Below are 25,751 nucleotides of genomic sequence, written 5' to 3'. Positions count from 1 at the left end.
GATGTGCGTGCATCAGATTGCCCGGGCAGGGCCCTTTCTCTGAGGAGTAAGTGACATGCCGATAATGACTGTCTACTATAGAGATGGCGATCTCGATGAGGTCGCCAAGGCCAACATCGCCGAAGCCCTTACCAACGTCCTGATACGGATGGAGGGCGGAGCTGACACACAAGGCGGCCGCGCCTTCGCTTGGGTGCTTTTCGAGAAACGGGCGCCCGGCGACTTCTGGATCGGAGGAGCCCCTGGGGATAATTTCGTCAGTGCTCCCGGCCCGTTCCTGGTCCATGTCACCATTCCGGAAGGCTACATGAATGGCGCGCACAAGAGCGAGGTGCATGCGTGGGTCAACCAGGCGATCGTTGATGCGACTGGCGCTGCTGGTCGCGACGATGCCGGGAAAAGTATCCTCGTCGTCATCGACGAAGTGCCGGAAGGAAACTGGGGGTGTGCAGGCCATACCATCAGTATGGAGAGCATCTCGAGCTCTGTTGGCCTCGCGAAAACGAGCCAGCGATATGCTTGGGTGGAGCAATACTTTGCCGCCAAGGCACGCATGCTGACTGCGAATGACTATCCAAGAGACCTGGGCGGCGTTCTTCCGAGTATGTCTCGAGAGAAGGGCGGCTCTCAGGCAGAGTCCATTGAGCACCAAGGATGAGTTTTGGACCGATCGCGCCAGAGCGGTCGCCATCTCCTCGGCACACTCCGGCCCAGGCAAAAACAAGCATCTGAAGGCACGAATAACCCTTGGTAATTTCCACAGCTTGCCACGACGGGCAACGCCGCTGTTGGCATGGCGGATCGCTGTTAGTGCCGACGGCTATCGTGCCGTTCCTTTGGGATGCGGTCGCTGACGTCGCGCGCATGTCCGACGTCAACCGCAGCCTAAACGTAACAACATCGTATCCATGACAAAGGAACACCAAAATGGTGAAGGAACATCCGACTGCTTGGTATGCGGAGGTGAGGGCAATTGCCTTTGACGTCCAGGGTACATGCGCCGACTTCTATCAACCGGTCCTGCGCGCCGGTTCCGCAATCAATCAAAATAAAGGACTTGCGATCAACTGGGCAGAGGTGGCGGCCGAATGGCGCGCGCTTTATCGGGCGACGCTGAATGAAGTCATTGACGGGAAACGGCCATGGATCAGGGTCGATCAAATCTACGGTGAAGCGCTGGATACCTTATTGGAAAGACGCGGTCTCGACGCCCTTCTCACTGAACAAGACCGTGACGATCTCAATGCCGTCTGGACAAAGCTTGACCCATGGCCAGATGCCGTCGAAGGGCTATCACGCCTCCGTCGCCGCTTTGTGACGACGACATTGTCGAATGCCGGAATGGCGGCGGTTGTGGCTGTCGTCAAGCATGCGCAACTGCCCTTCGATGCAATACTGACCGCGGAACTGGCAAGAAGTTACAAACCGGCACCTGCGGTCTACCAACTTGCCGTCAACTACCTGAATTATAGCCCACATCAGATTTTGATGGTCGCTTGTCACAAATATGATCTGACGGCAGCCAAGACGTTCGGCATGCGCACTGCATTTGTCGCGCGTCCTCTCGAATTTGGTCCCGATGCGCGGCCAGATATCGCCTCCGAGAGTTGGCTCGACTGCTGTGTCGATAGTTTCAGCTCTCTTGCCGACGAGGTGGGGGCGGTTTGACGGGTTTGGTCGACCTCTGGCACGTGGCGTGAGGAACGGAACTCGGGACAAGCATCGAAATGGGGCGGATGGCAGACAGACCGCTCTGAGCAATGCATCGGTAATATCTTCGACCTCTAGCTCGCTATCGAGTTATAGGCGCGCTTGCCGAGGCGACCTGCTTAAGACCCATGCGATCGAGACGCGTTAGATCGGGCGCACTGCCACCCTCGACGATGTCAGCCACAAAGCGCCCCAGCGCCGGGCCGAACTTAAAAGCATGACCAGAGCAGCCGCAGGCTACGATGATCGGACCGTGGCGGTCGACGATGAAATCGACGTCGGGCGTCATCGTCCAGGGATGCCGCTGTGTACGGCTGACTTTTGGCGCCACCGACGGCATGCGCCGGGTAAGCCAATTCAGGATGCGCTTCTCCTCTATAAGATCGGGCTGCCATTCCTCGACGTCGGGCTGCCATCCCTCGGCGCCCGCGTCGAAGGCAATCTTGTAGCCGATACCCGGCACAGGGTGGCCGTAAATGCCGGTCTCGCCATTTGGTCTCCATTCTGCGATCCCAGGGCGATCGACGAGGAGTGGCGCGTCGAGAAAGGTGACCTGCGCCACGGCCGGCGCGAGCGGAAGGTTCAATCCGGCTTCGCCGAGAAGTTCCTTGGCCCAGGGACCCGCGGCCACGACCACTTGCGCCGCCTCGAAGCGTCGACCCTCGGTATGGACCTTGACCACGGTCTCGCCCATCTCGATCCTTGTGACCCGCATGGGTGCGAGATAGGTTACGCCAGCACGCTGGGCCGCAAGAAGGAGTGCTGCCATGCCTGCGTCGGCGAGCACCGTTCCAGCCTGGCGCTGAAAGAGTGCAACCTCTCCCGTAGCGAGCACGATCTCTGGGAAAAGTCGGTGGACTTCGGCTGAATCGACACTCTCGATCGCTGCTCCGGCGGAGCGAACGATGCGCGCCAGGTCTTCCAGCTTGCCTTGAGGTCCGATGTCGATCTGGCCGGTCAGATGAAGGATCTTCCGTCCAGTCTCGCTTTCCAGCCGATGCCAGCTGTCTATCGCCTCGAGCGCCAGATCGACATAGAAGGGATGATCATAGGCGATGCGAATGCTGCGTGATGCGCCGGTCGAGGAGGTTGCTGGATGACCGCTGCCGAACCTGTCGATTGCAAGGACCCGACGTCCGCGTCGCGCAAGTTCGTAAGCAGTCGAGAGGCCGAAAATACCGGCACCGACGATGATGATGTCATAGGTCATGCGGTCTACTCGTTCAATGATGTTAGCGTTCGCTACCTTTGCCAAAGTAGCTTTCAAGGCGTGATTGTATGAGCTCAAGACAGATGGACATGACCCAGTAGACAAGCGCCGCAGCGATCAGCATCTCGAAGACCTTAAAGTCACGCTTGCCGACGATCTGTGCTGTTTTGGTCAATTCCCAGACACCCATGACGGAGACGAGAGCGGAATCTTTCAGCATCGCGATGAACTGGTTGCCCGTGGGTGGCACGATCAGCCGCATTGCCTGGGGAAAGACGATCTTGCGAAATATCAGCCCGGATGGCAGTCCAAGCGCCAGCGCCGCTTCGGACTGGCCTCGCGGCACGCCGAGAATTCCGGCGCGAAAAATTTCTGCCATGTAGGCGCCGTAGCAGAGCGAGAGCGCCAACACGCCTGAGGGTACCGCATCAAGCGCGAACTGGGGACCCAGTTGCGGCAGGCCGATATAGATCAGGTAGACCTGCAGCAAGAGCGGCGTGCCACGAAAGAAGGAGATGTAGAAGGCCGCGGCGCCATAGGCGGCTCCGTTCTTGGAGAGACGACCCAGTGCCGCTGCCATGGCTAGGAAGGATGCGAAGATGATAGAGATGAGCGAAACATAGAGCGTTGTCACCGCGCCCGTGGTTATCAGAAAGGCAATGTTGGACGTGCCTGACTCGTTGACCTGGAACCAGACTCCGAAGTCCCGGTCAAAACTTCCGATGAAGGCCACAAACAGCAGGACAAGCTCAATCCAGATCACACCGACCTGGACCGTGAAGGGCAGGAGCCTGAGCAAGATCAGATTCGCCAAGACCGCCCCAGCAATCAGCAAACCGGTCATGGCATCGAGCAGAAGCCCGGCGTTGCTACCCGGCCCGGCGCCGATCAACGGAGCAACTAGCGCCCCGAGTTTAGTATCGCCAAGTCCCAGTGCGGCAAGCGCCATTGCCAACACGAGAACCACAACGGCCTCGCCTGGAGATGGCCTGATTTCGCGCCAGTGCACTCGACCTTCCCCGCGCGCAGTCGCCAGACCCATAGCCATGCTCATATTACTTCACCGAAGTCAGGTCGACGCCATACCATTTCTCCGACAGCGCCTTTAGCGTACCGTCCTTTCGCATGGCGTCGACGGCCTCGGTGATCTTTGCATCGAACTCGGGATCACCCTTATCTGTCGCGACAGCCAGCGGCTCGTAGAACACAGGATCGCCAATCACCTTCATCGGATACCCCTTTTTTATCGCTTCGCGCAGTGTCGGCAGCGCGGACAGCACGGCTTCGAGCCGCACACCCTGGCCGAGCCTAAGGTCGTCGTAAGCGTTGGTGTCGGTCTCGTAGGATTTGATCTCTTTCGCCGTGACCTGATAGGTGAACGGGGGAACTCCAGGCGCATCGAGTTTCAGATTCTTTTGCAAATAGGATTCATAGCTGCAGCCCGTGCAGACGCCGATTACTCTGTCATTCAACTCGCCAATTGTAGTGATGTTGGAGTCCTTGTGGACCGCGAACGATGCTGGCGTGAAGTAATAGATAGCCGGAAAATTCAAGACTTTCGCACGCTCCGGCGTCGCCGCCATCGAACCGATGGAAACGTCCCAGCGACCGGCCCACCCGCCAGCGGTGATGACATCCCATCCCGGCGTCACGATTTTCAGCGCAACACCCAGACGTCTTGCGATCTCCTTGCCGACGTCGATGTCGAAACCATCCATCTCGTTCTTGTCGTTGAGGAAGGATTGCGGCGGATATTCCGCGTCCGACGACATGGTCAGTATCTTGCTGCCCATTACCCGGTCCAGCGTCTCCCCAGCAAAGGCCGGCGCGACGAGGGTCATCAATGCTATCGTCAATGCAAATCTGCGCATGTCCATTCCCCTCATATGCTCGCCCCTGCCTGCGCGCATCAACCGTCGCTCGGGCGCTTGAGGCGTCCGTTTTGAAAGATTGATCTCAGTCGAGTGCGACGAAGCGTACTAGCCGACCCACAACCGGCCTTATGCCGATCGCTACAATACGAAGAATAGAAAAATACGACCGCTTGTCAACGAGAAACTTAACGATCGTTCAACAACGGTGGTCATGAGCAATCAAACCCTGCCAGGCGTCGTTCGCAGGATCAGGGAATCGATCCAGGTTTCGCACAGCCTGACGGCCTCGGCATTGCTGAATGTCTCGTCGTTCAGACACCATTCGATCCAGAGGCCATCGATCAAGGCGAGCAGGCCAATGGCTGCGAGCCGGACGTCCAGCAGCGGTACCGCCCGCTCTGTTGCAAGGCGGCTTAGGAGGTCCTCGACAAAGGTGCGATACTCGCCATAGGTGCGGTCGTGAACGTCCCTGAAGACGTTACCCTTCTTCATCATACCCCAGAACACCAACCAGCATCGGAGCGTACCCGGGTCGAACATAGGGGCGGCTAGCAAGGATCCTATCATTGCGCTCACCTGCTCTCGAGCGCCGCTCCCAGCCGTTTCAACCGCATCCCGGGCGACGTCGAGCAGCGACATCGTCAAGCTCTCATAGGCCTGGACAACCAACTGTTCTTTGCTTTCGTAGTGATGATTAATGAGGCCAATCGAGATACCGGCGGCGGCACTGATTTTGCGAACCGAAAGACCCTCCCAGCCTTCCTCTGACAGGCACTTCAGCGTCGCCTCGATCAGAATTCGACGACGGTCGTCTGGCAGCTTTCTTTCGAATTTGTTTTGTCGGTCCATTTCAAGCCAGCCTTCCAATGCGTCTACTATTGAACGATAGTTCAGTTTCTGTTAGCTCATACCAAGCGGACGGACGATTTGCCAGCCTGACGTCGTTTGCAGTTTGTTTTGGGCACGGTGTTCGAACACCCGGCCTTGTTGAGCACTGCCGGCTGCAATCCGGCGAGAGCATGAGAGGAAATGCAATGTCCATTCGATCCAATTTGAAGCCAACCGTTAGCAGTTTTGGTGTCGAGCAAATGCCGCGCATCGCGTATGGCCGAGGCTCTTACGTTTATGACGTCGATGGCAAGCGTTATCTCGATGGCTCCGGCGGTCCGGCGGTCTATGCGATCGGTCACGCCAACGAGGAAGTCAACTCGGCTATCCGGACGCAGATGGATCAAATTGCGCATGCCTACCGTTACACGTTCACCAGCGACGCTTCCGACGAACTCCAGGAGCTCGTGCTGCGCAAGACCAATGACTCTTTCGAAAGAGTGATCTTTGTCTCAAGTGGCTCGGAGGCCGTGGAATCCTGTCTTAAAATCGCACTGCAGTTCTGGTCCGCGGTAGGGCAGCCAAAAAAGCGCCGCTTTATCGCCCGCCGTCGCTCCTGGCACGGCAACACGCTCGGTGCCCTTTCTGTCTCCGACTTCAAGTCACGCCGCGCATCCTTCGAGGGGAGCCTGCTCGACGTTTCATTCGTCTCCGCGGCCAACGACTATCGACGGGCGGCTGGCGTGACCTCGGAAGGGCTCGCTCATTATCTCGCTGATGAGCTGGAGGCGGAAATTCTTCGCATCGGTGCCGACAACGTTGCGGCTTTTATCTTCGAGCCCGTCGTTGGCGCCGCTGGCGGCGTTGTTCCCGCACCGGCTGGCTACGCCAAAGCGATCCGCAACATTTGTGACCGACACAACGTGCTGCTGATTGCAGACGAGGTGATGTGCGGCTCAGGCCGCGTCGGAACATTCCGGGCGCTGGAGCCAGAGGGCGTCCGTCCAGATATCATGGCGATCGCCAAGGGTCTTGCGGCAGGCTACATTCCGCTCGGCGCAACACTTTACAGCCGTCAGATTGCTGATGCCATCGACCAGGTCCATGGGGGACCCCAAACCGGCCATACTTTCACTGGCCACACCGCTGCCTGCGCCGCGGGTCTCGCGGTCCAAAAACTGATCCAGCGCGAGGGCCTCATCGAACATGTCGCGACCCGTGGTGCGCGCTTGCAGGACGAGCTGCGCGCAGCCATGCGGCATATTCCGGAGGTTGGCGACATCAGGGGAAGAGGGTATTTCATCGGCATTGAACTTGTCGCCGATCCAGAAACCAAGGTGCCGTTCGACCATCAGCTGCAGCTTCACGCACGCATCGGTTCGACCGCCTTTGAGCATGGTCTGATCGTTTATCCCTGTGCGGGCAATGTCGATGGAATCAGCGGCGACACGGTGATTGTCGCTCCGCCCTACAACGCAAGCGATGACGAGCTGAGTGAACTTGTCGATACGTTGACGAGCTCTATAATCAGCGCCGTGGAATCCGTCAGCTGAGATTGTAAAGAGTTGCGATGGGAATGCTCTCATACCCTTGAGCATTCCACTGAATCTGAGAAACTCGACTCTCCGGAATTCGAGGAGGAGTGAATGATCGGAATCCCGTTTTCTCATCCCAATCGTATTTTCAGCTCAGGATTTTACACGGATCCCGATCTCGACTTCGAGGTTCGCACCACCCTTGGAAAGGTGACTTCAGGTGCCGCGGATACGGGCGAGATTCTGTCGACTATCGCAGAGGCCGACCAGGGAGAACCCCAGGATTGGTTCGAGCGATGGATGGCACTCGGCGATCGGGTCCGGGCGATTGCAGATGAAAGTCTGGCGGGCGGTCATCATATCAGTGCAGCCGATGCTTATTTGCGCGCCTCGACATATTACGGTGTCGCTCTTGGCTGCATAGACCGACTAGAAAGTGATGAACTACTGGTACCGGTTTTCCGGCTACATCGCGAGGCCTGGGACAATTTCATCGACGCAACATCGATAAACACGGAGCGAGTGGAAATTCCCTATGAGGGGATGACCTTGCCAGGGTATCTGTTCAAGCCAACTGGGAAGGAGTTGAAATGCTGCATAATTCTCGTGAGTGGTAGTGACGGCACACTCAGCGGCCTCTGGGGTTGTGCCAAGGCTGCCCTGGCTCGAGGCTACGTGGTCCTGATGTTTGATGGGCCAGGCCAGCAGTCGCTCCTGTTCGAAAAGGCCTTGCCCTTCCGTTTCGATTGGGAGGCAGTAATTACACCTGTGGTTGATTTCCTTCTCCGACGAGACGACGTCGGTTCGCATCGCCTTGCTATATACGGTGTGAGCCAAGCCGGTTACTGGGTACCGCGTGCACTGGCGTTCGAGCATCGAATTACCGCAGCAGTCGTCGATCCTGGTGTCGTCGACGTCTCGACGTCCTGGATAGAACATCTGCCCTCAGGGCTGAAGAAGCTGCTTGCCGAAGGCAACGAGCGGCTGTTCGATATCGAGATGTCCGTCGGTATGAAACTGTCGGGTGCCACGTCCAGGATGTGGAATTTCCGCGCCAGGCCTTACCGGCAAGACGGATACTTCAAGACACTCCAGGAAGTCTTGCAATACAATCTGACCAAGGTCGTTGGTCGCATCCAGACACCGATGTTCATCTCTGATCCGGAGGACGAACAGTTCTGGCCGGGTCAGGCCAAACAGCTCGCTGCCATGCTGCCTGGCGAGAAAATGCTTTCATCTTTTACAGCTGCGGAGGGCGCTAATTTTCACTGCCAACCGATGGCGCGTGCACTTACCGAACAGCGCATTTTCGACTGGCTGGATGACATTTTGAAGCGTTAACCTGCAACCATGCGACGCTTTTCGCTAACGAAAACGAAGGTACGCCTATGACTATTGAATTTCGGTATTCCGATGCATCCGAACCCGTTCTTTCGATCCCCGCGATTGGACTTGTCCTTCACGTTCGCTTTCCACCCTCTGCAAGCGACGGCGCCTTCTCAATTATTGAGACGATCAATGATCCTGGCTTTGGCCCACCCCGACACCGACATCGCGAGGCCGAAATATTCAGAGTGCTGGAGGGGCGCTACTTGTACGAGGTCGACGGACGCCGCTTCTACGCCGAGGTGGGCGATGTTGTCAGCATTCCCGGCGGAGCCGAGCATGGATTTGTAAATGTCACTGACAAGCCGGCACGGCAGTACGTTCTCATCACACCTGCCTTGGATGCAGCCGCGTTTTTTACTGAGCTAGGGTTAGTCATGGCGACCGGAATACCCGACAAGGCCGCGCTGAACCGCTTCGGCGCGCAATGGGGGATGGAATTCCTTGGGGCACCGCTGAAGCCTACCGACATACCGACTTAGGCTTTAGATTCCAAGTCGCTTTGGTTCTGACAGGAGCCAGTTTCTGGTATGTTTTCGATCGTCCGCTTTTGGCATTCTGCAATTTTGTTACAATGTCTGCATCCAGGGCGCGAAGCAGCCGTTGTTAGTTTGGTCGCTTTAATTTCTGTTATTGTGCAAATTATCACTCGGAATGAGAGGGGAATGACAGGTCTGTAGTCCACCCCGTTCGAGACGTACCATAGAAATTAATCGGGATTGTAGACATTATCGCTGAAATCGGCTTATCGGCATTTTCAAAAAAAGGGTTCGACCTTAGCCCTGTTCTGAAATGCACTCAAATATCGCCGTGCACTTGCCAGATCACCGCTTTCAGTGAGCAGACCGACATATCCATCCGGACGGATGACACGAAGTCCTGAGTGGAAGGGCGAGCCATCGGAAGGGGTGCTCGTCATATGGGGATATTCTGCATGCAGAACCTGGGCGTCGTTTTCATCTGCTGCGATCATGAACCGCGCATTCTCACCGACTATCGCCTGGGATAGTCCTTCGAGGGCGGGGGAAACCCGTTCCCCCGCGGCAGGACCGTCATCCGCATTTCCGTTGAGGACGGTGACACTCAGGGGGCTTTTCGGATAGGCGATATCCGTTTCGGCAAAGGTGCGCACGGCGCGTCGCTGGACGCTCGAAAAGCTTAAAAGCAAATGGACGAGATCATTGCGGATTTCCTGGGCGACCAGGTTGCGCAATAGGGCTGCGGCGGTCATCCGGCTGGCATTTCGCAATACCATTTCGCCAACGGCACTGCGTTCAAGTGAGTAGGTAGCAAGCAGGTCTTGGTTGCCTGCGCCACTGCATACCAGTGCCAGTTTCCAGGCAAGATTAAAGGCATCCTGCATCCCTGTGTTCATGCCTTGACCGCCGGCAGGACTGTGAACATGGGCGGCATCGCCTGCGAGAAAGATGTTTGCGCGATTGTAGTCCTTCACCTTGCGCTCGTTGATGCGAAAGCAAGTAAGCCAGACGGGATCTGTAACCCTGATATCCCGGGGACCGCGCCGATTGATCAGCTCCTGAACGTCGCGGATGGTGGGGTCACCGCGTTTGTTTGTGCCCTGAACGGGCCCGAGATCGGCAATCACGCGAAACCGCCCCGACCCCATGGGGAATAGCGCGAGAATTCCATCGGAATGCCAGCCGATCTGAAGTGTGTCTGACGAGACATTGCCTTCGAGATGTACGTCTGCAAGCGCCCAGTCGCTCATCTGCGTGGACCCGGAGAATTCGAAGCCCAGGCTGTGACGGACAACTGAATGAGCTCCATCGCAACCGATAAGCCAATCTGCCTCGATTTCGCTTACCGAACCATTGGAGACGGTGCTTGCAGTGATTTTTCCGCCCGCTTCGGTGAACTTGGTAAGTTCGACGCCTCGCTCTACCCTGACGCCCAAGTGGTTGAGATGCTCTTCCAGTACTCGCTCGGTTTCGCTTTGCGGGATCATCAACGCGTAAGGATAGGACGTATCGAGCTCATCGAAATTAACCGAAGCAAGTTGTCGCTCTCCATTCATGATTTGTGCGGCCCGCACCTTGCTGCCGCCCGCCGCAATAAATGCCGGTGTTAGCCCCGAGCCTTCAAAAAGCTCGAGAGAGCGGCTCCAGAGCACAAGAGCTTTGGATTTGTCGGTACGCGTCGGTGACTTGTCGATAATCCTGACAGGAACGCCAAACCGGGTCAGCTCGATAGCCAAGGTAAGGCCCACAGGGCCTGCACCGCAGATTAGTATTGAAACAGTCATCGTCTTTCCCCCTCACTGACAGAGATTTTCGCCGGTGTTAAAACCAGTACCAAAATCACTTCCCATCACTCGTTGCAACGAGGCGGGAGGGTTGTCATAACGACATTTCTAAATTGCAAATACCGGACATTTTAACTTTGCCGCTACAGAACTTTGCGGCATAAGCTAAATTATGGAACTTTTCTAGCGCCAATGCGAATCTTGCACACCTTTACACGAACTCACATTCGCCAATCGGGCTGTGGTTGATGCCTGCTCGCACGATCATAAAAGACTTGGCGGGGTTACTTAAAGTAGACCGCAGTTACCTGATTTCGCGCTCGATCCGGCAGGCCAGGCGCAGAAGTCGCACGTCATCGCTGCGCCTGCCCATTAACATTAACCCTACGGGCGCGTCCGGAGGAACAGATATTGGGATTGAGATCGCCGGAACATCCAGAATACTGGCGATCAAAGTGTTTCTGAGAGCAGCGGCGTTCGCTACGAAGAAAGTACTGTCGTCGTCCAACTCCGCAAGTCTCGGGGGTAAGATCGAAACAGTTGGAAGCGCAATGGCGTCGACGTCCCGAGTCAGTTCGTCGTACAATGAACGAAGTCGAGAAATCTTCTGCTTAGCGAGCAGATAGTCAGTTGCTCTGACGGCCTCTCCCGCACGCATCCGAGCGACGACTCTAGGATCGTATTCGTCCGATCTGCTGAAAAGTGATCCATGATGAGCCAGCGCCTCCACAGCGGTGATCTGGCCTTCGCGCAATGCTGTGGACGGAGCTTCCCAGTCGTACTGACCGGTTTCCGATATACTTAGCCCTGCTCGGTTAAGCGTGTCGATTGCGTCGCTGAAGCTCTTCTCGACCGCAGCGTCGAGCCCCCCCATCGGCATACCCCGCAGTAGCCCTATACGTATTGAAGGGAAGTCAAGAATGGGTGCACTCCAGACCGAACGACCGGTTAAGATGCTGTCCAGCATTTGGCAATCGGCTACTGTAGCGGCCAAAACTCCCGGCGTATCGAAGCTGACGGCTAAGGCAAATGCGCCCTTTGTAGAGATTCGCCCCTGAGAGGGTCGCCAGCCGGCTATACCGCAAAACGCAGCCGGTATTCGCGTCGAGCCGCCGGTGTCTGTACCAAGTTCTGCAACTGACAGCCCGCTTGCCACCGCGACAGCTCCACCGGATGTCGATCCCCCCGGCGCGTGACCACGATCATTATCCGCGTCGCGGCGCCATGGCCCTCGCAGCGGTGGGCTGTGGAAATTCGTGCCCAACGCCGAGTAAGCAAACTCAGACATATGGGTTCTCCCAATGTTTACAGCGCCCGCGCTACGGAGCATACCGACAGCCTCCGCATCAGTTTCCGCCGGCTCATTCCCGCGAAGCACCGTTGAACCTGCAGTCGTAACTTGCCCGCTCACGTCGAAAAGGTCTTTCGTAGACACTGGCAAACCCATTAACGGGAGTCGACTACCGCGTCGCCGCTCACGGTCGGCAGACCGTGCTGCCGCTAAGACTTCGTCTGGGTTGAACCGGAGAAATGCATTTCGGTAGTCTGGTAATCCCTTCTCTACGCGATTGATGATTGATGAAACGAGCTCAACCGACGAAAGCTCGCCCCTTTCTAACTTGGACAGCACCGCAAGCGCTGAGATCGGGCCCTCACTCAAGAAGTTCAAAAATCGCCTCCACTTCTACGACCACGTTGCTTGGCAACGAACCGGCACCAAATGCGGAACGAGCGTGGCGTCCGGCGTCACCGAAAACATCAACAAAAAGATCTGACGCCCCATTCACCACATGGGGGTGGTCCGCAAAATCCGGCGTTGCATTAACCATGCCGCGGACATTCGTCACCGACAGCTTAGATAAATCTCCGACGGCTAGCTTTGCGACCGCTATTAGTTGTAGCGCGCAGACGCGCGCGCAAGCATAGCCTTCTTCGACAGAAACATCCTTACCTAACGTTCCTTTCAAAGCCACGCCATCCGCGTCATATGGCACCTGTCCCGAGAGGAAGAGGAGCGGTCCCGCCTTCTTGAAAGCGGTATAATTGGCGACGGGTTTAGGAGGAACTGGCAATTTAAGTCCCAGTTCCTGCAGTCGCAGTTCGGGGATTGATTTGGTCATAGAAGCGTTCCTTTCAAACCGGTGGCTTTCCACGCCCCTGTACTCGCAGACCTTAGATCAGAGGAAGCCACCGGAATCGGCAGCTCTTCCACATAATCAGCCTGACACTTTGTTAAGTCCGCGAGACTCTCTGACGCGCGCCCAAGCGAGGAGCGCGATGGCAGTATCCTGCACACCAAGCCCAGTCAGGTCCGCGACGGTAATGTCGGTGTCGCTTCCCCGTCCAGTTACAGATCCTGAGATAACGTCAGCCAGTTCCACTGCTGGAAAATCAGAAGCGATCACACCCGCTGCTATAGCCGCGCTTAGCTCCGATAGATTGCGGCACTGTTGCACTCGATCACAAACGTAACGCGTAACCGACGCTAAAACCTCGGGATGGAGTTCAGACTTGCCCGGAGCATCGGCACCCATAGCCGTGATGTGCTGTCCGGCCGAGAGCCATTCCGACTTAACTATCGGCTGTTTGGCTGGCGTCGCAGTAACGACAATGTCTGCGCCACGGACGGCGCTCTCGGCATCTCTGACTACTTCGACTTCGATGCCAAGCTGCTGGGACATAACGCGAGCGAATTGCCGATTTACATCGCTGTCTACGCTCCACACTCGAGCACGTTCGATTGGGCGAACCGTCTTCAATGCGGCGAGCTGAAGGCGAGCTTGTCTTCCGGCGCCTACAATTCCAACAATTTTAGATTCCGGTCGAGAAAGATGCCGAGCCACGACTGCTCCTGCAGCCTGCGTTCGTAGCGCTGTCAGGTATCCGTTGTCTAGCAAGATGCATTCAACCCTGCCGCTCGAGCCGCTGCAAATTAACATTAGCCCGCTGGCGCTTGGCAGGTTGAGATTGTGGTTTTTATGAAATGTGCTTGCAAGCTTGACGGCAAAATATGGTGCACCAACAGTGTACGCCGATTTGACACAAGTCTGACCGTGTACATCTTCAATGTTGATCTGCATGACCGGCGGCATAATGACAATGCTTTCTCCCGCAAGAGAAGCGAACGCCGCCTCGATCGTATTGACACAATCCTGGTCGAATTCCAGTGCGTGTCGAATTTCTTCTTCCGTAATGATTTCTGGTAGCATTAATTACCCTCATTTTAATGGGAAGATTGATGCAGGAAAGCAGCGATACGGTCGTCACTTTGGGTAAATAGTTGCTCAGGCGCCTCATCAGCCACGATACGCCCGCTATCCATGAACACGATGCGATCGGAGATCCGACGTGCGAAGCGCATCTCATGCGTGACGATCACCATCGTCATACCATCGAGCGCTAGCGCCTCGATGGTTCGCAGAACCTCATTGACAAGCTCGGGATCGAGCGCGGAGGTGGGCTCGTCGAACAGCATAACCCTTGGCTCCATAGCTACCGCCCTGGCGATAGCAACGCGTTGTTGTTGACCACCAGAAAGCTGATGAGGGTACTTCTGTGCATGATCGCGCATTTCAACGCGTCCCAGCGCTGACATTGCCCGTTCGCGTACAAAAGCACGATTGCCCCTGTTGTGATATCGAAGAGCGAGCGCGACGTTACCCAGGACGCTCATGTGCGGAAACAGATTAAAACTCTGAAATACCATACCAATGTCCGTGATTCTGGCATCAAAATCCGCGGCGCGACGGTAACAGCCGGAAACCGCACTGAGCCATTCTCCTCCATCAAAATTGATAACGCCTGCGTCGATGTCTTGCAGTGCATTGATCGTTCTAATAAGTGTGGTCTTTCCGGATCCAGACGGTCCAATGATTGACAATACTTCGCCTTTTCTGACTTTTAGCGAGACGTCCGAGAGAACACTCTTGGCCCCGAAGCTCTTTCCAACTGCTTCGATGGAAACGACGGTGGGCGCATCCGGTGCAATCGTAGATCTGCGCGAATTAACAGCTGGGAGCGTTTGCAAGCCCTCCATCGCTTCCTTCGGAGGTAGCACCGCGCGCCGCTGCGAGACATCAAGACGTCGCTCTAGTAGCGATATAAGCGCGTTAAAAACTGTCACGATCATAACATAGAAGACAGCAACAACGATGAGCGTATCGACTACTTTGAAGTTTTGAGTGTAAAGGCGCTGGCCAACCAATAGTATTTCATTGAGTGAAATTATCGAGACTAGAGACGTCAACTTCACGATCGTTATGAATTCGTTAGCCAAACTCGGCAGCGCAATCCGGAAGGCTTGAGGAACGATAATCAGACGCAGGCGGCCGACGAATCGTATTCCGAGGGCGCGCCCGGCTTCGTGTTGCCCTTTTGGCACACCAATCAATCCACCTCGATGGATTTCGGCAATGTAGGCCGTTTCGCTCGCGATAAGGGCAATCAAACCTGCTCTGAAGGGATCTGCAAGTACAGTCGTAGCAGAGGGCCATAACTGGGGGAGATTATAGACGAAAATCAGCAAAACCAGAAGCGGAAGGCTTCGGAAAAACCAAACATACACCGATGCACTTAGTCGTAACGCAGCAAAATTTGAATCTTTGCTTAGCGCTACCCCAAGCCCCAAGATCAGTCCGATGCCCCAAGTAAGCACAGAAAGTACTACTACGGTAAGGCTTGCCCACCAGAAGTCTGCGTCCAAAAAGAGTTGTATTACGTATTGCCAATCGATATTCGCCATATCTCACCTGCTCCCTCCGCGCAGTTTATTGGCGACACAACGCGCCACATAGCGCTGTGCCGCACTACGTCATTGGCCGATTGCTGCTTTGTATTGCGCTTCGGTAGGTGCACTGATGTTGTAAGCTGTAAGAAGCTTTTGATATGTCCCATCAGCTTTGATCTGATCGAAGGCGGCTTCGAGCGTGGTTTTCATCTCCGGATGAGATTTCGAAACTCCGATTCCCAAGACAACGGGATACAAAACTTCCTTCGTGGTTATGACCAACCGACCGCCGGTCTTGTCTTCAGCGACCTTTAAGACGGCCGCATCGTCCGCTTGAGCATCAACGTTGCCTGACAGAACGGCTTGGGACGCCTCCGCTGAACTAGGAAACTCACGGATGTCGACAGAATTGCCATTCTCGGAGCAAAGGTTCCTGATCATATCAATGTACGCAGCACCTTTGATGATCGCGATTTTCTTGCCGCAAAGCGCTGCAGCGTTTTCGGGTTTGAAATCCGATGTCGCCAGCGACGCAAACCCGAGGCCGGCGTTGCCATACGGTATGAAGTCAATCTGCTTGGCGCGTTCTGGTTTGATGAACATCGAAGATGCAATGACATCAAACTTGTCTGCCCCGATCCCCAGGATAAGGTTCTCAAATCGCGTATCAAGAAACTCAATTTTGAAATTACCTGCTTTACCAAGCAAAGACATGAATTCCGCGTCAAAGCCGGCGGGAAGCTTGTTGTCATCGAAATAGATGTAAGGCGGCGAAGTGATGTCGCTGCCAACGCGCAGGGTCCTAGGCAACTCACTGCTCTGGGCGTGACCGGCAAAAAGAATGGCGGCAAGTGCCGCTGTTAAAAAGGCTTTCATCGTGTTCCTCATCTGGTTGGTGCGGTTCTCGCGCCGCGGCCGACGTTCCGGCCAACGAGAAGTTCAAGACGAGACCCATGCTCAATGCAAACGGCATTTCCTCACAATGATGTTGCGATTTCTTACAGCTCGGGCGGCCGTTTGAATATTAAGGTTGGTGACGGCTCCCATATCTACAATGCGCGACATGTAAGAATTCGTGACAGATTCTAAGGATATTATTGCTACGCGGCGTTAGGTCGTGACCGTAGGATCGATGAGCCCTGCCCATGTCGGGCGGTCTTTTTGTTAGGTCTTGGTATGGATAATGATAGCCGAAGTGCCGGTGAAATAGAGCGACTGAAGGAGTGGCTGGGTCATTCTCACGAAGAGAAGCCCGATGCGCTTTGCAAGGGTCTCCCAAACAGCTTCAACGGCTCATATGCGGACATCGGTTCGCAAGGTTTCGCGCTCGGTGACGCACACCTTCCCATGCCATGCGCGTTTCTGCGGCAGGACATAGTTGCGCAGAACCGACGTTGGATGTCCCAATATCTGAGCTTGACCGGCGTAAAACTGGCGCCCCACGGCAAAACCACTCTTTCTCCGGAAGTCTACCTCATGCAAGTAGAAGACGGCGTTTGGGGTCTGACTGCTGCCAATGCGCAGCAGCTTGCATTTTTTGCACATATCGGAATCGAGCGTGTCATTCTGGCCAACCAGCTTATCGGTACTGGCAATATTGCGATCACGCTCGACTGTGCAGAACAACATCCCACTCTCGATTTCTATGTTCTGGTAGACAGCCATGCTGGCATCGCGCAGCTCGTTGCTGCGCTTAAAGAGCGAGCAGATCCACGCCCTATTAAGCTGCTGATCGAAATCGGCGTAGAGAAGGGCCGAACCGGCGTGCGGGATTTGACCGAGGCGCTCGCCCTCGCCAAGGCGATCCATGATGAGCCACTCGTTATCCTTGCCGGAGTCGAGGGTTACGAGGGTATAGCACCTGGACAAGACCATGCCTCTCGCGAGTCTGCCGTGGTCGCGATGATCGATAGACTTGTCGAGTTTGCTGAGCTTTGTGATGCGGAATGCTTGTTCGATGATAACCAAATTCTGCTAACGGCTGGGGGCACGGAATTCTTTGACTTGTGTAGTCGCAGACTTTCCAGTTTCGCTGGCTCGCGACAAAGCCAGGTCGTCATCCGGCCTGGTTGCTACATCACCAGCGACAGCATTGCTTACACCCGAGCGTTTCAGCGTATCTGCGAACGATCGCCAGACGCGGCGGCAGTCAATCAAGCTCCCCCGAAAGGAGCATTGGAAGTGTGGGCTGCTGTCCAGTCTCGACCCGAGGCGACGTTGGCCTTCGCAACATTGGGTAAGCGCGATGTGTCACACGACTGGGATTTGCCGGTACCGCTTAGCTGGTTTCGCCCGGGAAAAATGACGTCCGTTGAGCCTATACCGCAAGGCCATCGTGTGACGCGGCTAAACGATCAGCACGCGTATCTGGAAATTCCGAGAGACAGCCCGCTGATGGTCGGAGACCTAGTCGGTTTCGGGATTTCACATGCATGTACCACCTTCGATAAATGGCGCCAAATATACTTCGTGGACGAGAAGCACCGCGTCACGGGCACGCTGCGAACGTACTTTTAAGCGCGCAACGTTTAACCGGAGCATCACAATATGAATTATGTTTCACCAGTGCTTCATGAGACCCTTCTCGAACTCGGGGAGCCTTATGGCTGGCGCGCACGAATCGGGTTGATCGTGCTTTCAACCGACCCGGTGATAGAGCGAGACTTTCACAAGCTTACGCCAGACGATTCAGTCGCCGTCTTCTCAACTCGTATTTACCTGGAAACGCCAAACACCGATCGGACCTTTCTTGCTCTTGCAGAAGAGCTTGAACCGGCTGCCGGATTGATCATCCCGGATTCGCGTCTTGACGCTATCGTCTTCGGCTGCACCTCCGCCTCAACACTGATAGGACCCGACAAGATCGAGGCTCTCGTCGGACGAGGCCGGCCCGGGGTCAAAGTTACCAACCCGGCTACTGCCGTCTTGGCTGCTCTAAAGACCTTCAGTGCCAGGCGAATTGCGCTGGTCACACCCTATACTCTGTCAATGACGCAGAACGTAATGCGCTTCCTCGCAGATGACGGCATCACGTTTACATCTGTCCGTGCCGCAGGATATGACACCGATCATACCATAGGTTCCATCTCAGCAGATTTCTTCGTTGAAGCAGCCAAGGCGTCTGTCCTTGAGGGAGCAGATGCGATTTTTATCTCCTGCACCGGTACGAAAGCACTGAACGTTATCGAGACGATTGAATCTGCGACCGGTCTGCCAGTAATCGTTAGCAATCAAGCAGCCTTCTGGCACGCTCTGACCCTGACGGGATGGTCTGCGGCAGTTCCTGGCTTCGGCCAGCTCCTTCGTGAAAAATGGTAGAAAATATGACAGAGACACTTGACCTGACGAGGGCCCTGATTGCCCAGAATACTATCGACCCTCCCGGCAACGAGCGTCTAACCGCTATGATTGTTGCTGAGAAGTTACGATCTGAGGGTGTCGAAGCGCTTGTATATGAAGTTGCTCCAGGTCGAACGAACCTTGTAGCTCGTATCGCCGGGACTGGTGAGAGGCCTGCATTGGCGTTTTCAGCGCACTTCGACACCATCGGCGTCGAGCTGGATAGATGGAGTGTTGATCCGTTCGGTGGCGAGGTTCGCGGCGGTCGTTTGTACGGCCGAGGGGCAGCCGATATGAAGGGCGGCATGGCGGCTATGACGGTTTCCGCACTCAAGATCGTTCGATCGGGTGTTCGCTTGAAGGGAGATCTTCTTCTCACCTTCTCGGCCGCTGAGAACTCGAATTGCTTGGGCGCTCACCGTCTTGTTGAAGATGGTCATTTTGAAGGAGTGGGCGCCCTGCTGGTCTCCGAGCCGACAGGTAACCGTGCCTTTGTCACTGAAAAGGGTGCTCTTTGGTTGCGGGTTTCCGCTAAGGGCGAATATGGGCACAACGCATTTTCGGAGGACCGGTCGGGAGATAGGGGGAACGCAATAATCAGGCTGGCTCGCTATTTGGACAGGGCACACGATCTTAAGCTCTCCGCTCCTGCCCACCGTCATGTGAAGCCGCCTACGATCAACATTGGTCTCATCCGCGGAGGATTGTCGACACCCCTCATTCCTGGGGATGCTTCTGCGGATGTTGACGTCAGGTTGGTGCCTGGTCAGTCGTCCGAGCAAGTTCTTCAGGCGTTTCACGATATCGCCGATGAGAACATCACGATCGAACAGTTGGATCTAAAGTTGCCGGTCGATACGGCCGATGATCATCCCTTCGCAAGGCTTTGCGTTGAAGCCTGCCGAGCCGAGGGTACTGCTGATCCAGGCCCGGCCGGAGTTGCCTATTATTCAGACGGAGCGGTAATTGCACCCCGACTTGGATTGCCGATGGTCATCATCGGTCCCGGTGAGGTTGGAATGAGTGGTGCGATTGACGAATATGTCTATGTTGAGAAGCTTGAAAGCTCAACGCGTATTTTCGAGCGCGTTGCGAAAGACTATCTGTCTTAACAACTAAAGGCTTTAGCTCTGATCTGATTGCTTTCGCACAAGCCGAGCCATAGATTGGCTCGGCTGAAAATTCGGAGCATCAATGATACTGCCCCCGCTTAATACTTTACAAGCCTTCGAGGCAGCCGCGCGCTTGCAAAGCCTGTCCAAGGCAGGAGGTGAACTGAATGTCACGCACGCAGCGATAAGCGGCCAAATCAAGAAGCTTGAATTATGGATAGGACGGCGCCTTTTCGAGCGATCTGGCCGAGGTGTCATTCTTACTCCCGCCGGCGCAGAGTTTTTTCGGACCCTTCAACCCTCCCTTCTCGCAATTTCCACTACGGCCCAGTCGCTTCGAATTCGCCGGGAACGCAATAAGCTGATTGTCGCGTGTATACCCTCAATCGGTACCAGGTGGTTGATCCCGGAGCTGCCACGTTTCTCCGCCCTATATCCGGACATCACTATCGAGGTGCTTTATTCCCGGGCCCACGAGGTGTTCGATCCAGAACGCCAAGACGTTCTCATAACTCATCAAAATATCGTGTCTGATGAAATGTCATCCACCCTTCTTTTTTCCAGAATCGCTAAGCCTGTCGCCAGTCCCAGATATTTGGAAATGAGTAAATGTGATGAACACCTCAACAACGCTACCATTCTACACGACGAGGTCATCTCGTCTTGGGAAGACTGGTTCGAAAAGGCTGGGTATCGGCCAACCGGGCTGATACACGGGCCTGTTTATCAAGATTTCAATTTGCTAGCGACGGCGGTTATCGCGGGACATGGAGTGGCACTCTGCCCCATCGAGGTCTTCCGACGGGAGCTGGCCCAAGGGGACCTGGTAATTTTGTCGAACACCTCTACCCTTTCTGACCAAGGCTATCTTTTGATATGTGACAAGAATAGCAACCGAGCAACCAAGGCGTTCAGCGACTGGTTTATTAAGGTATGTGCGCAATATAGCGGCTCGAAATAGTAGCGCTTGCTGTTCCGAGAGTGCGTAAGCTGGAAACACAGACTCGATTTTTAATTCTTCCGTTCCCTTGTGAGAAACTCAAACCGGTCAGAGCTGGCGTGGAGAACCTGGATTGCTAGCAATGGCGGTGTAATGATTTCGGCAGTTAGAAAGTGGCGGGGCCACGCTCGGCAGTTTCCAGTGAAAGTGCGTAGAGTTCGTACTGGGTCGCAATACCTAGCTTCGCATAACTATTCTTCCGATGAGTTTTGACCGTCGTGGGCGAAATATCCAATTGTAAACTAATCGACAGGGTCGAATGACCTTTCAAGAGCAACCCCACCACCTCACGTTCACGAGGACTGAGTTCAGCGAAGCGGTCAATTGTTCGCGCGGGGAGTTCTTTTCGTTCCACGCGACGCTGAATATCCGCCCCGACCGATTTCCAGTACCGGTTCATCGCGGCCTGCAGGAATGGAACAACTAGCACCAGTCCCTCTACTTCGGCCCGCGAGAATCCCGTCTCGCTCCATGGACGAGAAAGCGAGATTTCCCCGCACAGATGCTCTGGGAGGCTCAAGGCAATGCTAACCTCTTCGCGTGCGGCCGGCCAACCGCGCGTCAGATAACCTATCTCCTCGGCCTCGCTTCGCAAAACCGGGTACGATGGAAGGACGTTGTTATCATCCACGGTGCGAGCAAGATCACGCATGCGATATGCGCCAGGATGGATCCCGGAACGGTAGCGACGATAAAACGGATCAATCGCATAAGTTTTACTAATGTAGTTCTGGAACCCGACGGCGTGATGCTGTCGAAACGCTCCTTCAAAGAGATTGATCGGCCTTGAGTCCCGACTGTAAACGAATTGTATACAGCTATCGAACGGCAGCAAGGTGCTTAGCCCTTTAACGAGTAATTCCGGTAGGTTTGGTTCATCGACCCGCTCCATGATTTCAGCGCTCGCAAACGCCCAATCAGCCGGAAGATAGCGCTTTGGTGTGTTAGTAAACTCTACTGCCAGGGTCACGGCGATACCTCTGCAAGAACGCAAAATCTTGCTTCGATGTTAGACTGTTTGAATGAAAAAGACCAACACGTGACCAATTAATCGGTACGCTCGAAAGCTAATTTTTCAAGAAATCGTTCGATTTTTCAATTTTATCCTCTCTTAGGAGGATGGCGCCCTATAGGTCGACAATTCTAGGTAATTGACGAATAGGGCTGCCTGAACATTGATGCAGGCCGAAAAGACTGGAGGATCCATATGTTACTGACATCCGCTCTGAGAAGAGAAGCTCGCGAAGCTCCCGTAAGCGATCTAGAAGCCGTTTCGAACTACGGTCGCGAGAAGCCCGGCCTCATCCCGATGTGGTCCGGTGAAAGTGATCTCACGACACCCGACTTCATTCGCGATGCCGCGCATAAGAGTTTGGCGGCTGGCGAAACATTCTATACTTGGCAAGCGGGATTGCCTGAACTTCGTCAGGCGTTGTCTGACTATCACCTCCGGCATTTCGGCAAGAAGATCGATGCCGAGGAATTTGTGGTTACGAGCGGCGGGATGCACGCCATCACTTTGGCACTTCAGGCGACAAGCGGGCATGGAGACGAGGCGCTCTATTTGAGCCCTGCTTGGCCTAATTTTGCAGGCGCAGCAGGCCTTGCCGGTGTCCTTCCTGTGCCGGTCCCACTTGTCGAAGACGACCTCGGATGGCACTGCGACATTGAGAGGCTCGAGGCCGCGATCACGCCGCGCACGCGGTCTATATTCTTCAACTCGCCCTCCAACCCGACGGGTTGGACAGCCGACGTCGACACATTACGGGCGATACAAGCGCTCGCGCGTAAACATGGTCTCTGGATCATCGCTGACGAGGTCTATTCTCTCTTCCATTTTGATGGAAATCGCGCTCCGTCATTTATGGATATTCAGGATCCGGCTGATCAGATTATTTATGTCAATACCTTCTCAAAGAATTGGGCTATGACAGGCTGGCGTGTTGGGTGGATGCGGGGCAACACCGAGTTGTCGCGCACATTCGAAAACCTTATCCAGTATTCCTCATCAGGTGTAGCGGAATTTCTGCAACGGGGCGCAATCAGTGCGCTCGAGCATGGTGACGGATTTTTGAAAGAGCAGATCACGCACGCTGAAGTGGCTCGCGACATGGCGTGCAGAATACTTGGTGAGTCCAATCGGGTGCGATTTTCCATGCCGACCGGCGCCTTCTACCTCTTCTTCCAGGTCGAGGGCGTTAAAGACTCCAACAGAGCCGTTTTTGACATCGTCGATAAGGCAAATATTGGCCTAGCGCCTGGTCGCGGTTTTGGCGCGGCTGGCGAAGGATACTTGCGAATGTGTTTTCAGCGCAGTCTTGGACAGGTCGAGGAAGCCTGCGATAGGCTCTATCATTGGATTGCGCACAATTCTTGAGGGACCGTGAGCTTGCGAACGAAGTTAAGGATTTCGAACGCTGACAGGTTTAGTCACGTGGTTATACTCTTGCCGCGATGAAGAGTTCACTTGCATCGTGGCGGAAGTCGGCGACCTCAACCGCGCTAGATCCACAATTCGACGGCGAAGGGGTGGTCTTACCAGACGGCTTCTCATACCCCCATCCGAGGAATGGTCTCTTCTGATCAACTGCAGATTTCAGTTCCGCAATAAGCGTGGCGGCCGATCCGGATTGACGTTCGCCAACTTCAGGCCCTCTTCTTAATAGAATCCGCTGAATCGCCCATCCAGTCAGCTGGGCGCGTCGGCATAACGGCCAAGCGGAGCCGTATCCCCGCTCTCCAGCGATTTTGTGCAGTCAGAATTTTTGAAGGCGGTCCAATCCGGCAAGCCCGGGGCAGAACTTTAGCAGTTCTTTCGTGTACCACCAGCCTTCGACGACCTTCCCACCCGTCGGCCCGTAGCTCTGAACCTTTCCGGTGGCGGGAGCAGCGTTTGTCAAATCGGGTACCGTCTTCCACGCACTAAGCGTGATATCTAAGATTCCGTTTTCCACTGCAATAAATTGCGCAGAGGAATCCGACTGAATACTTCTCCCCATAACTGTATTCCTTGATGACTTCGCCATAGACTGCGTTGATGAAATCGCTGTTTGAAGAGCCGATCGTTGAGCCTTTCATCGGCTCGCGCGTCTCCGGAGCAGACTGGGCTTCGCTTGATCGCATCTCTTTACATCTGACTTACGCGCAAAGCTTACGGAACACTTAGGCTAACGACAATCAATGGGCGCAAACCAAAGTATAACCAAAAGTTACAGTGATTCAATCTTGATCTCCGATAATCAGGAAATGAAACGGCTGTAGCGAGATCCGTGGCTTCGGTCGCATCGGTTCAGGTTTGGCGGTTGCGTGCTTTAGGCAGTGCGGGTGGGCGATGGGCGTCTCGGAAGACGTGCGAGCGGAGCACCCGTTACAATACGGGTTTCGCAGTGAACACCCTGTCCCGGTTCAAAATTGCATGAGGGTCGAGCGCGGTTTTAATCGTTCGCATGAGTTGCAGTTCCTCTTCCGAACGGGTGTGCAATAAGTGTTTAAGTTTGGCGACACCGATGCCATGCTCGGCGGACACACTCCCACCACATGCTTTCACCGCGTCGTAGAACGCTGTCTCAAAGGGGATGATAGCCTGAGCGGCGTCGGCAGGATAGATAGCAACGTGCAAGTTGCCGTCACCAAGATGACCATACACGACGATTCTACTGCCAGGCAAAGTTTGGCGGGCACTGGTTTCAGCGAAGTCGACGAACCCGGCAATACGATCGAGCGGGACGGCGATGTCGTAATGGATTTCCTTCGAAGCATGACGATAATATTCGTAGTTTGCTTCACGCAGTTGCCAAAAACGAAGGCGGTCACTTTCCGACTGGGCGATCAGTGCATCGTGCAATAAACCGTCCTCCAACATTTCGAAAAGTGTGGTTTCAAACAATGCCCGAGCAGCCTCGTCCATCCCTAACGCAGCCTCAACCAGTAGCGTTATATCTGGAGCCGTGTTGAAGGGAGCAGTCAACAGACCCCAATGCTCGCCAGCCTCCATGTAATTGCGCCACATCGCCTCATAGGTAACCAGTTTACCATCAAACTTTTCCTGCAGCCGGCGGCAAACCAGAAGTGCGTCTTCAATCGAATTTGCGGCACACAAAGCGGTCAACAAGGGCTTGGGGGCGACCATCAGGTTTAGGCAAACGCGCGTGATGACCGCCAGCGTCCCTTCGCTACCCGCCATTAGCTGCGGCCAATCGTAGCCCGTATTATTCTTCATGACTTTGGACATGGAGGATATCACCGTACCATCGGGGAGCACAGCCTCAACGCCAGCGATGTGCCTACGCGTCGTCCCATACCTCAGAACCTGTACACCGCCTGCGTTAGTCGCGACGTTTCCACCGATTGTGCAGGAGTTCCGAGCACCAAGGTCGACGCCATAAAAAAATCCAACGCCCGAAGCTGCCTCTTGGACCTGCGCCAAGGTCGCGCCAGCCTGCACGGTAATCGTGCGATTGACGACATCAATTTCCCCAATGGCGGACATGTTCTCCATGGTGATGGCAATTTCATCACCTTTCGGGTGTGCCCCACCGACAAGACCAGTCAGTCCACCCTGTACGACAACTGGCTGCCGAGCAGCATTGCAGAGCCTTAGTATATTGGAGACATCCAAAGTCGTGGACGGTCTGACAAGGGCGATTGGCACTGTCGGGGGAAAAAGAGAGGCGTCTGAGAAGTGTTTGGCGGGGATCTGCTCTCCAACGCTTACCTTGTTTTCACCCAGTTGTTCGGTGAGTGTCTGAAGCAAGGTCATAGAAAACTC

At 55.0% G+C, this 25,751-nt stretch carries 22 protein-coding genes; 10 read left to right on the top strand and 12 right to left on the bottom strand.

Translation table 11 applies throughout. The features are described from left to right. Window positions 1–55: 55 nt before the first annotated feature. Together BR48_RS23420 and BR48_RS0101090 are read left to right on the top strand one after the other, a co-directional pair. Window positions 56–658, top strand: a complete 603-nt coding sequence (locus BR48_RS23420) for a tautomerase family protein (RefSeq protein WP_051614419.1) — start codon at window positions 56–58, stop codon at window positions 656–658. A 269-nt stretch (window positions 659–927) separates the two neighbouring features. Then, the gene (locus BR48_RS0101090) at window positions 928–1,668 is read left to right on the top strand and encodes a haloacid dehalogenase type II (protein WP_051614417.1); all 741 of its coding nucleotides are present in this window, start codon (window positions 928–930) and stop codon (window positions 1,666–1,668) included. 124 nt (window positions 1,669–1,792) lie between these two features. Here the strand turns inward: BR48_RS0101090 and BR48_RS0101085 are convergent, their stop codons facing one another. The 4 genes from BR48_RS0101085 to BR48_RS0101070 all read right to left on the bottom strand — a co-directional run bounded on the left by BR48_RS0101085 (window position 1,793) and on the right by BR48_RS0101070 (window position 5,643). Then, a complete protein-coding gene (locus tag BR48_RS0101085; RefSeq protein ID WP_027229639.1) occupies window positions 1,793–2,920 on the bottom strand; it encodes an FAD-dependent oxidoreductase in 1,128 nt (375 codons plus the stop codon). A gap of 22 nt (window positions 2,921–2,942) precedes the next feature. Next, window positions 2,943–3,974: an amino acid ABC transporter permease gene (locus BR48_RS0101080; protein ID WP_245273332.1), complete on the bottom strand. Its 1,032-nt coding sequence runs from the start codon at window positions 3,972–3,974 to the stop codon at window positions 2,943–2,945. A 1-nt stretch (window position 3,975) separates the two neighbouring features. After that, the gene (locus BR48_RS0101075) at window positions 3,976–4,791 is read right to left on the bottom strand and encodes a transporter substrate-binding domain-containing protein (protein WP_245273331.1); all 816 of its coding nucleotides are present in this window, start codon (window positions 4,789–4,791) and stop codon (window positions 3,976–3,978) included. Between the two features lie 222 nt (window positions 4,792–5,013). Beyond that, window positions 5,014–5,643 carry a TetR family transcriptional regulator C-terminal domain-containing protein gene (locus tag BR48_RS0101070; RefSeq protein ID WP_027229636.1) on the bottom strand — a complete coding sequence of 210 codons (630 nt, stop codon included), beginning with the start codon at window positions 5,641–5,643 and terminating at the stop codon, window positions 5,014–5,016. Between the two features lie 185 nt (window positions 5,644–5,828). On the opposite strand from BR48_RS0101070, the gene BR48_RS0101065 reads away from it, so the two are divergent. The 3 genes from BR48_RS0101065 (at window position 5,829) to BR48_RS0101055 (ending at window position 9,025) form a co-directional block, all read left to right on the top strand. Next, window positions 5,829–7,175: an aspartate aminotransferase family protein gene (locus BR48_RS0101065; protein ID WP_155810776.1), complete on the top strand. Its 1,347-nt coding sequence runs from the start codon at window positions 5,829–5,831 to the stop codon at window positions 7,173–7,175. A gap of 93 nt (window positions 7,176–7,268) precedes the next feature. After that, on the top strand, window positions 7,269–8,498 hold the full coding sequence (locus BR48_RS0101060) for an alpha/beta fold hydrolase (RefSeq protein WP_027229634.1): 1,230 nt from the start codon (window positions 7,269–7,271) through the stop codon (window positions 8,496–8,498). 47 nt (window positions 8,499–8,545) lie between these two features. Continuing rightward, entirely contained in the window at window positions 8,546–9,025 is a 480-nt protein-coding gene (locus BR48_RS0101055) for a cupin domain-containing protein (RefSeq protein WP_027229633.1), read from the top strand. A gap of 275 nt (window positions 9,026–9,300) precedes the next feature. Here the strand turns inward: BR48_RS0101055 and BR48_RS23415 are convergent, their stop codons facing one another. The 6 genes from BR48_RS23415 to BR48_RS0101025 form a co-directional block, all read right to left on the bottom strand. Next, window positions 9,301–10,806: an FAD-dependent monooxygenase gene (locus BR48_RS23415; RefSeq protein ID WP_081815712.1), complete on the bottom strand. Its 1,506-nt coding sequence runs from the start codon at window positions 10,804–10,806 to the stop codon at window positions 9,301–9,303. Window positions 10,807–11,110: 304 nt separating this feature from the next. Beyond that, the gene (locus BR48_RS0101045; RefSeq protein WP_245273335.1) at window positions 11,111–12,436 is read right to left on the bottom strand and encodes an amidase family protein; all 1,326 of its coding nucleotides are present in this window, start codon (window positions 12,434–12,436) and stop codon (window positions 11,111–11,113) included. Window positions 12,437–12,458: 22 nt separating this feature from the next. Further along, on the bottom strand, window positions 12,459–12,926 hold the full coding sequence (locus tag BR48_RS0101040) for a RidA family protein (RefSeq protein ID WP_027229631.1): 468 nt from the start codon (window positions 12,924–12,926) through the stop codon (window positions 12,459–12,461). A 96-nt stretch (window positions 12,927–13,022) separates the two neighbouring features. Continuing rightward, a complete protein-coding gene (locus BR48_RS0101035; RefSeq protein ID WP_027229630.1) occupies window positions 13,023–14,015 on the bottom strand; it encodes a hypothetical protein in 993 nt (330 codons plus the stop codon). Between the two features lie 14 nt (window positions 14,016–14,029). Continuing rightward, on the bottom strand, window positions 14,030–15,547 hold the full coding sequence (locus tag BR48_RS0101030; protein ID WP_027229629.1) for an amino acid ABC transporter permease/ATP-binding protein: 1,518 nt from the start codon (window positions 15,545–15,547) through the stop codon (window positions 14,030–14,032). Window positions 15,548–15,616: 69 nt separating this feature from the next. Beyond that, entirely contained in the window at window positions 15,617–16,408 is a 792-nt protein-coding gene (locus BR48_RS0101025) for an ABC transporter substrate-binding protein (RefSeq protein ID WP_197030314.1), read from the bottom strand. A 300-nt stretch (window positions 16,409–16,708) separates the two neighbouring features. On the opposite strand from BR48_RS0101025, the gene BR48_RS0101020 reads away from it, so the two are divergent. From BR48_RS0101020 to BR48_RS0101005, 4 genes are all read left to right on the top strand, one after another. Beyond that, on the top strand, window positions 16,709–18,049 hold the full coding sequence (locus tag BR48_RS0101020) for an alanine racemase (protein WP_051614413.1): 1,341 nt from the start codon (window positions 16,709–16,711) through the stop codon (window positions 18,047–18,049). 30 nt (window positions 18,050–18,079) lie between these two features. Then, window positions 18,080–18,850 (top strand): aspartate/glutamate racemase family protein, encoded by a 771-nt coding sequence (locus tag BR48_RS0101015; protein ID WP_027229626.1) that lies wholly within the window; start codon window positions 18,080–18,082, stop codon window positions 18,848–18,850. Between the two features lie 5 nt (window positions 18,851–18,855). Then, the gene (locus BR48_RS0101010) at window positions 18,856–19,983 is read left to right on the top strand and encodes a M20 family metallopeptidase (RefSeq protein WP_027229625.1); all 1,128 of its coding nucleotides are present in this window, start codon (window positions 18,856–18,858) and stop codon (window positions 19,981–19,983) included. An 82-nt stretch (window positions 19,984–20,065) separates the two neighbouring features. Then, the gene (locus BR48_RS0101005; protein WP_027229624.1) at window positions 20,066–20,944 is read left to right on the top strand and encodes a LysR substrate-binding domain-containing protein; all 879 of its coding nucleotides are present in this window, start codon (window positions 20,066–20,068) and stop codon (window positions 20,942–20,944) included. Window positions 20,945–21,089: 145 nt separating this feature from the next. On the opposite strand, the gene BR48_RS23410 is transcribed toward BR48_RS0101005, so the two are convergent. Then, window positions 21,090–21,953 carry a helix-turn-helix transcriptional regulator gene (locus tag BR48_RS23410; RefSeq protein ID WP_155810775.1) on the bottom strand — a complete coding sequence of 288 codons (864 nt, stop codon included), beginning with the start codon at window positions 21,951–21,953 and terminating at the stop codon, window positions 21,090–21,092. A gap of 237 nt (window positions 21,954–22,190) precedes the next feature. On the opposite strand from BR48_RS23410, the gene BR48_RS0100995 reads away from it, so the two are divergent. Next, entirely contained in the window at window positions 22,191–23,360 is a 1,170-nt protein-coding gene (locus tag BR48_RS0100995; protein ID WP_027229623.1) for a pyridoxal phosphate-dependent aminotransferase, read from the top strand. A 990-nt stretch (window positions 23,361–24,350) separates the two neighbouring features. Here BR48_RS0100995 and BR48_RS0100985 read toward each other — a convergent pair. Continuing rightward, entirely contained in the window at window positions 24,351–25,742 is a 1,392-nt protein-coding gene (locus BR48_RS0100985; RefSeq protein WP_027229621.1) for an FAD-binding oxidoreductase, read from the bottom strand. Window positions 25,743–25,751: the final 9 nt, after the last annotated feature.

This window comes from Phyllobacterium sp. UNC302MFCol5.2 (assembly GCF_000686005.1).
In the GTDB taxonomy this organism is placed as follows: domain Bacteria; phylum Pseudomonadota; class Alphaproteobacteria; order Rhizobiales; family Rhizobiaceae; genus Phyllobacterium; species Phyllobacterium pellucidum.
The sequence above is the reverse complement of the archived record's forward strand: the minus strand, read 5'-3'. Positions and strand labels throughout refer to the sequence as shown.

Excerpts from the sequence above, each read along its gene's own strand:
- BR48_RS0101080 (WP_245273332.1), bottom strand. The coding sequence starts at position 3,974 with ATGAGCATGGCTATGGGTCTGGCGACTGCGCGCGGGGAAGGTCGAGTG.
- BR48_RS0101070 (WP_027229636.1), bottom strand. The coding sequence starts at position 5,643 with ATGGACCGACAAAACAAATTCGAAAGAAAGCTGCCAGACGACCGTCGT.
- BR48_RS0101035 (WP_027229630.1), bottom strand. The coding sequence starts at position 14,015 with ATGCTACCAGAAATCATTACGGAAGAAGAAATTCGACACGCACTGGAA.
- BR48_RS0101085 (WP_027229639.1), bottom strand. The coding sequence starts at position 2,920 with ATGACCTATGACATCATCATCGTCGGTGCCGGTATTTTCGGCCTCTCG.
- BR48_RS23415 (WP_081815712.1), bottom strand. The coding sequence starts at position 10,806 with ATGACTGTTTCAATACTAATCTGCGGTGCAGGCCCTGTGGGCCTTACC.
- BR48_RS0100985 (WP_027229621.1), bottom strand. The coding sequence starts at position 25,742 with ATGACCTTGCTTCAGACACTCACCGAACAACTGGGTGAAAACAAGGTA.
- BR48_RS0101015 (WP_027229626.1), top strand. The coding sequence starts at position 18,080 with ATGAATTATGTTTCACCAGTGCTTCATGAGACCCTTCTCGAACTCGGG.
- BR48_RS23420 (WP_051614419.1), top strand. The coding sequence starts at position 56 with ATGCCGATAATGACTGTCTACTATAGAGATGGCGATCTCGATGAGGTC.
- BR48_RS0101025 (WP_197030314.1), bottom strand. The coding sequence starts at position 16,408 with ATGAAAGCCTTTTTAACAGCGGCACTTGCCGCCATTCTTTTTGCCGGT.
- BR48_RS0101030 (WP_027229629.1), bottom strand. The coding sequence starts at position 15,547 with ATGGCGAATATCGATTGGCAATACGTAATACAACTCTTTTTGGACGCA.
- BR48_RS0101010 (WP_027229625.1), top strand. The coding sequence starts at position 18,856 with ATGACAGAGACACTTGACCTGACGAGGGCCCTGATTGCCCAGAATACT.
- BR48_RS0100995 (WP_027229623.1), top strand. The coding sequence starts at position 22,191 with ATGTTACTGACATCCGCTCTGAGAAGAGAAGCTCGCGAAGCTCCCGTA.
- BR48_RS0101055 (WP_027229633.1), top strand. The coding sequence starts at position 8,546 with ATGACTATTGAATTTCGGTATTCCGATGCATCCGAACCCGTTCTTTCG.
- BR48_RS0101075 (WP_245273331.1), bottom strand. The coding sequence starts at position 4,791 with ATGCGCAGATTTGCATTGACGATAGCATTGATGACCCTCGTCGCGCCG.
- BR48_RS0101065 (WP_155810776.1), top strand. The coding sequence starts at position 5,829 with ATGTCCATTCGATCCAATTTGAAGCCAACCGTTAGCAGTTTTGGTGTC.
- BR48_RS0101005 (WP_027229624.1), top strand. The coding sequence starts at position 20,066 with ATGATACTGCCCCCGCTTAATACTTTACAAGCCTTCGAGGCAGCCGCG.
- BR48_RS0101040 (WP_027229631.1), bottom strand. The coding sequence starts at position 12,926 with ATGACCAAATCAATCCCCGAACTGCGACTGCAGGAACTGGGACTTAAA.
- BR48_RS0101090 (WP_051614417.1), top strand. The coding sequence starts at position 928 with ATGGTGAAGGAACATCCGACTGCTTGGTATGCGGAGGTGAGGGCAATT.
- BR48_RS0101020 (WP_051614413.1), top strand. The coding sequence starts at position 16,709 with ATGGATAATGATAGCCGAAGTGCCGGTGAAATAGAGCGACTGAAGGAG.
- BR48_RS0101060 (WP_027229634.1), top strand. The coding sequence starts at position 7,269 with ATGATCGGAATCCCGTTTTCTCATCCCAATCGTATTTTCAGCTCAGGA.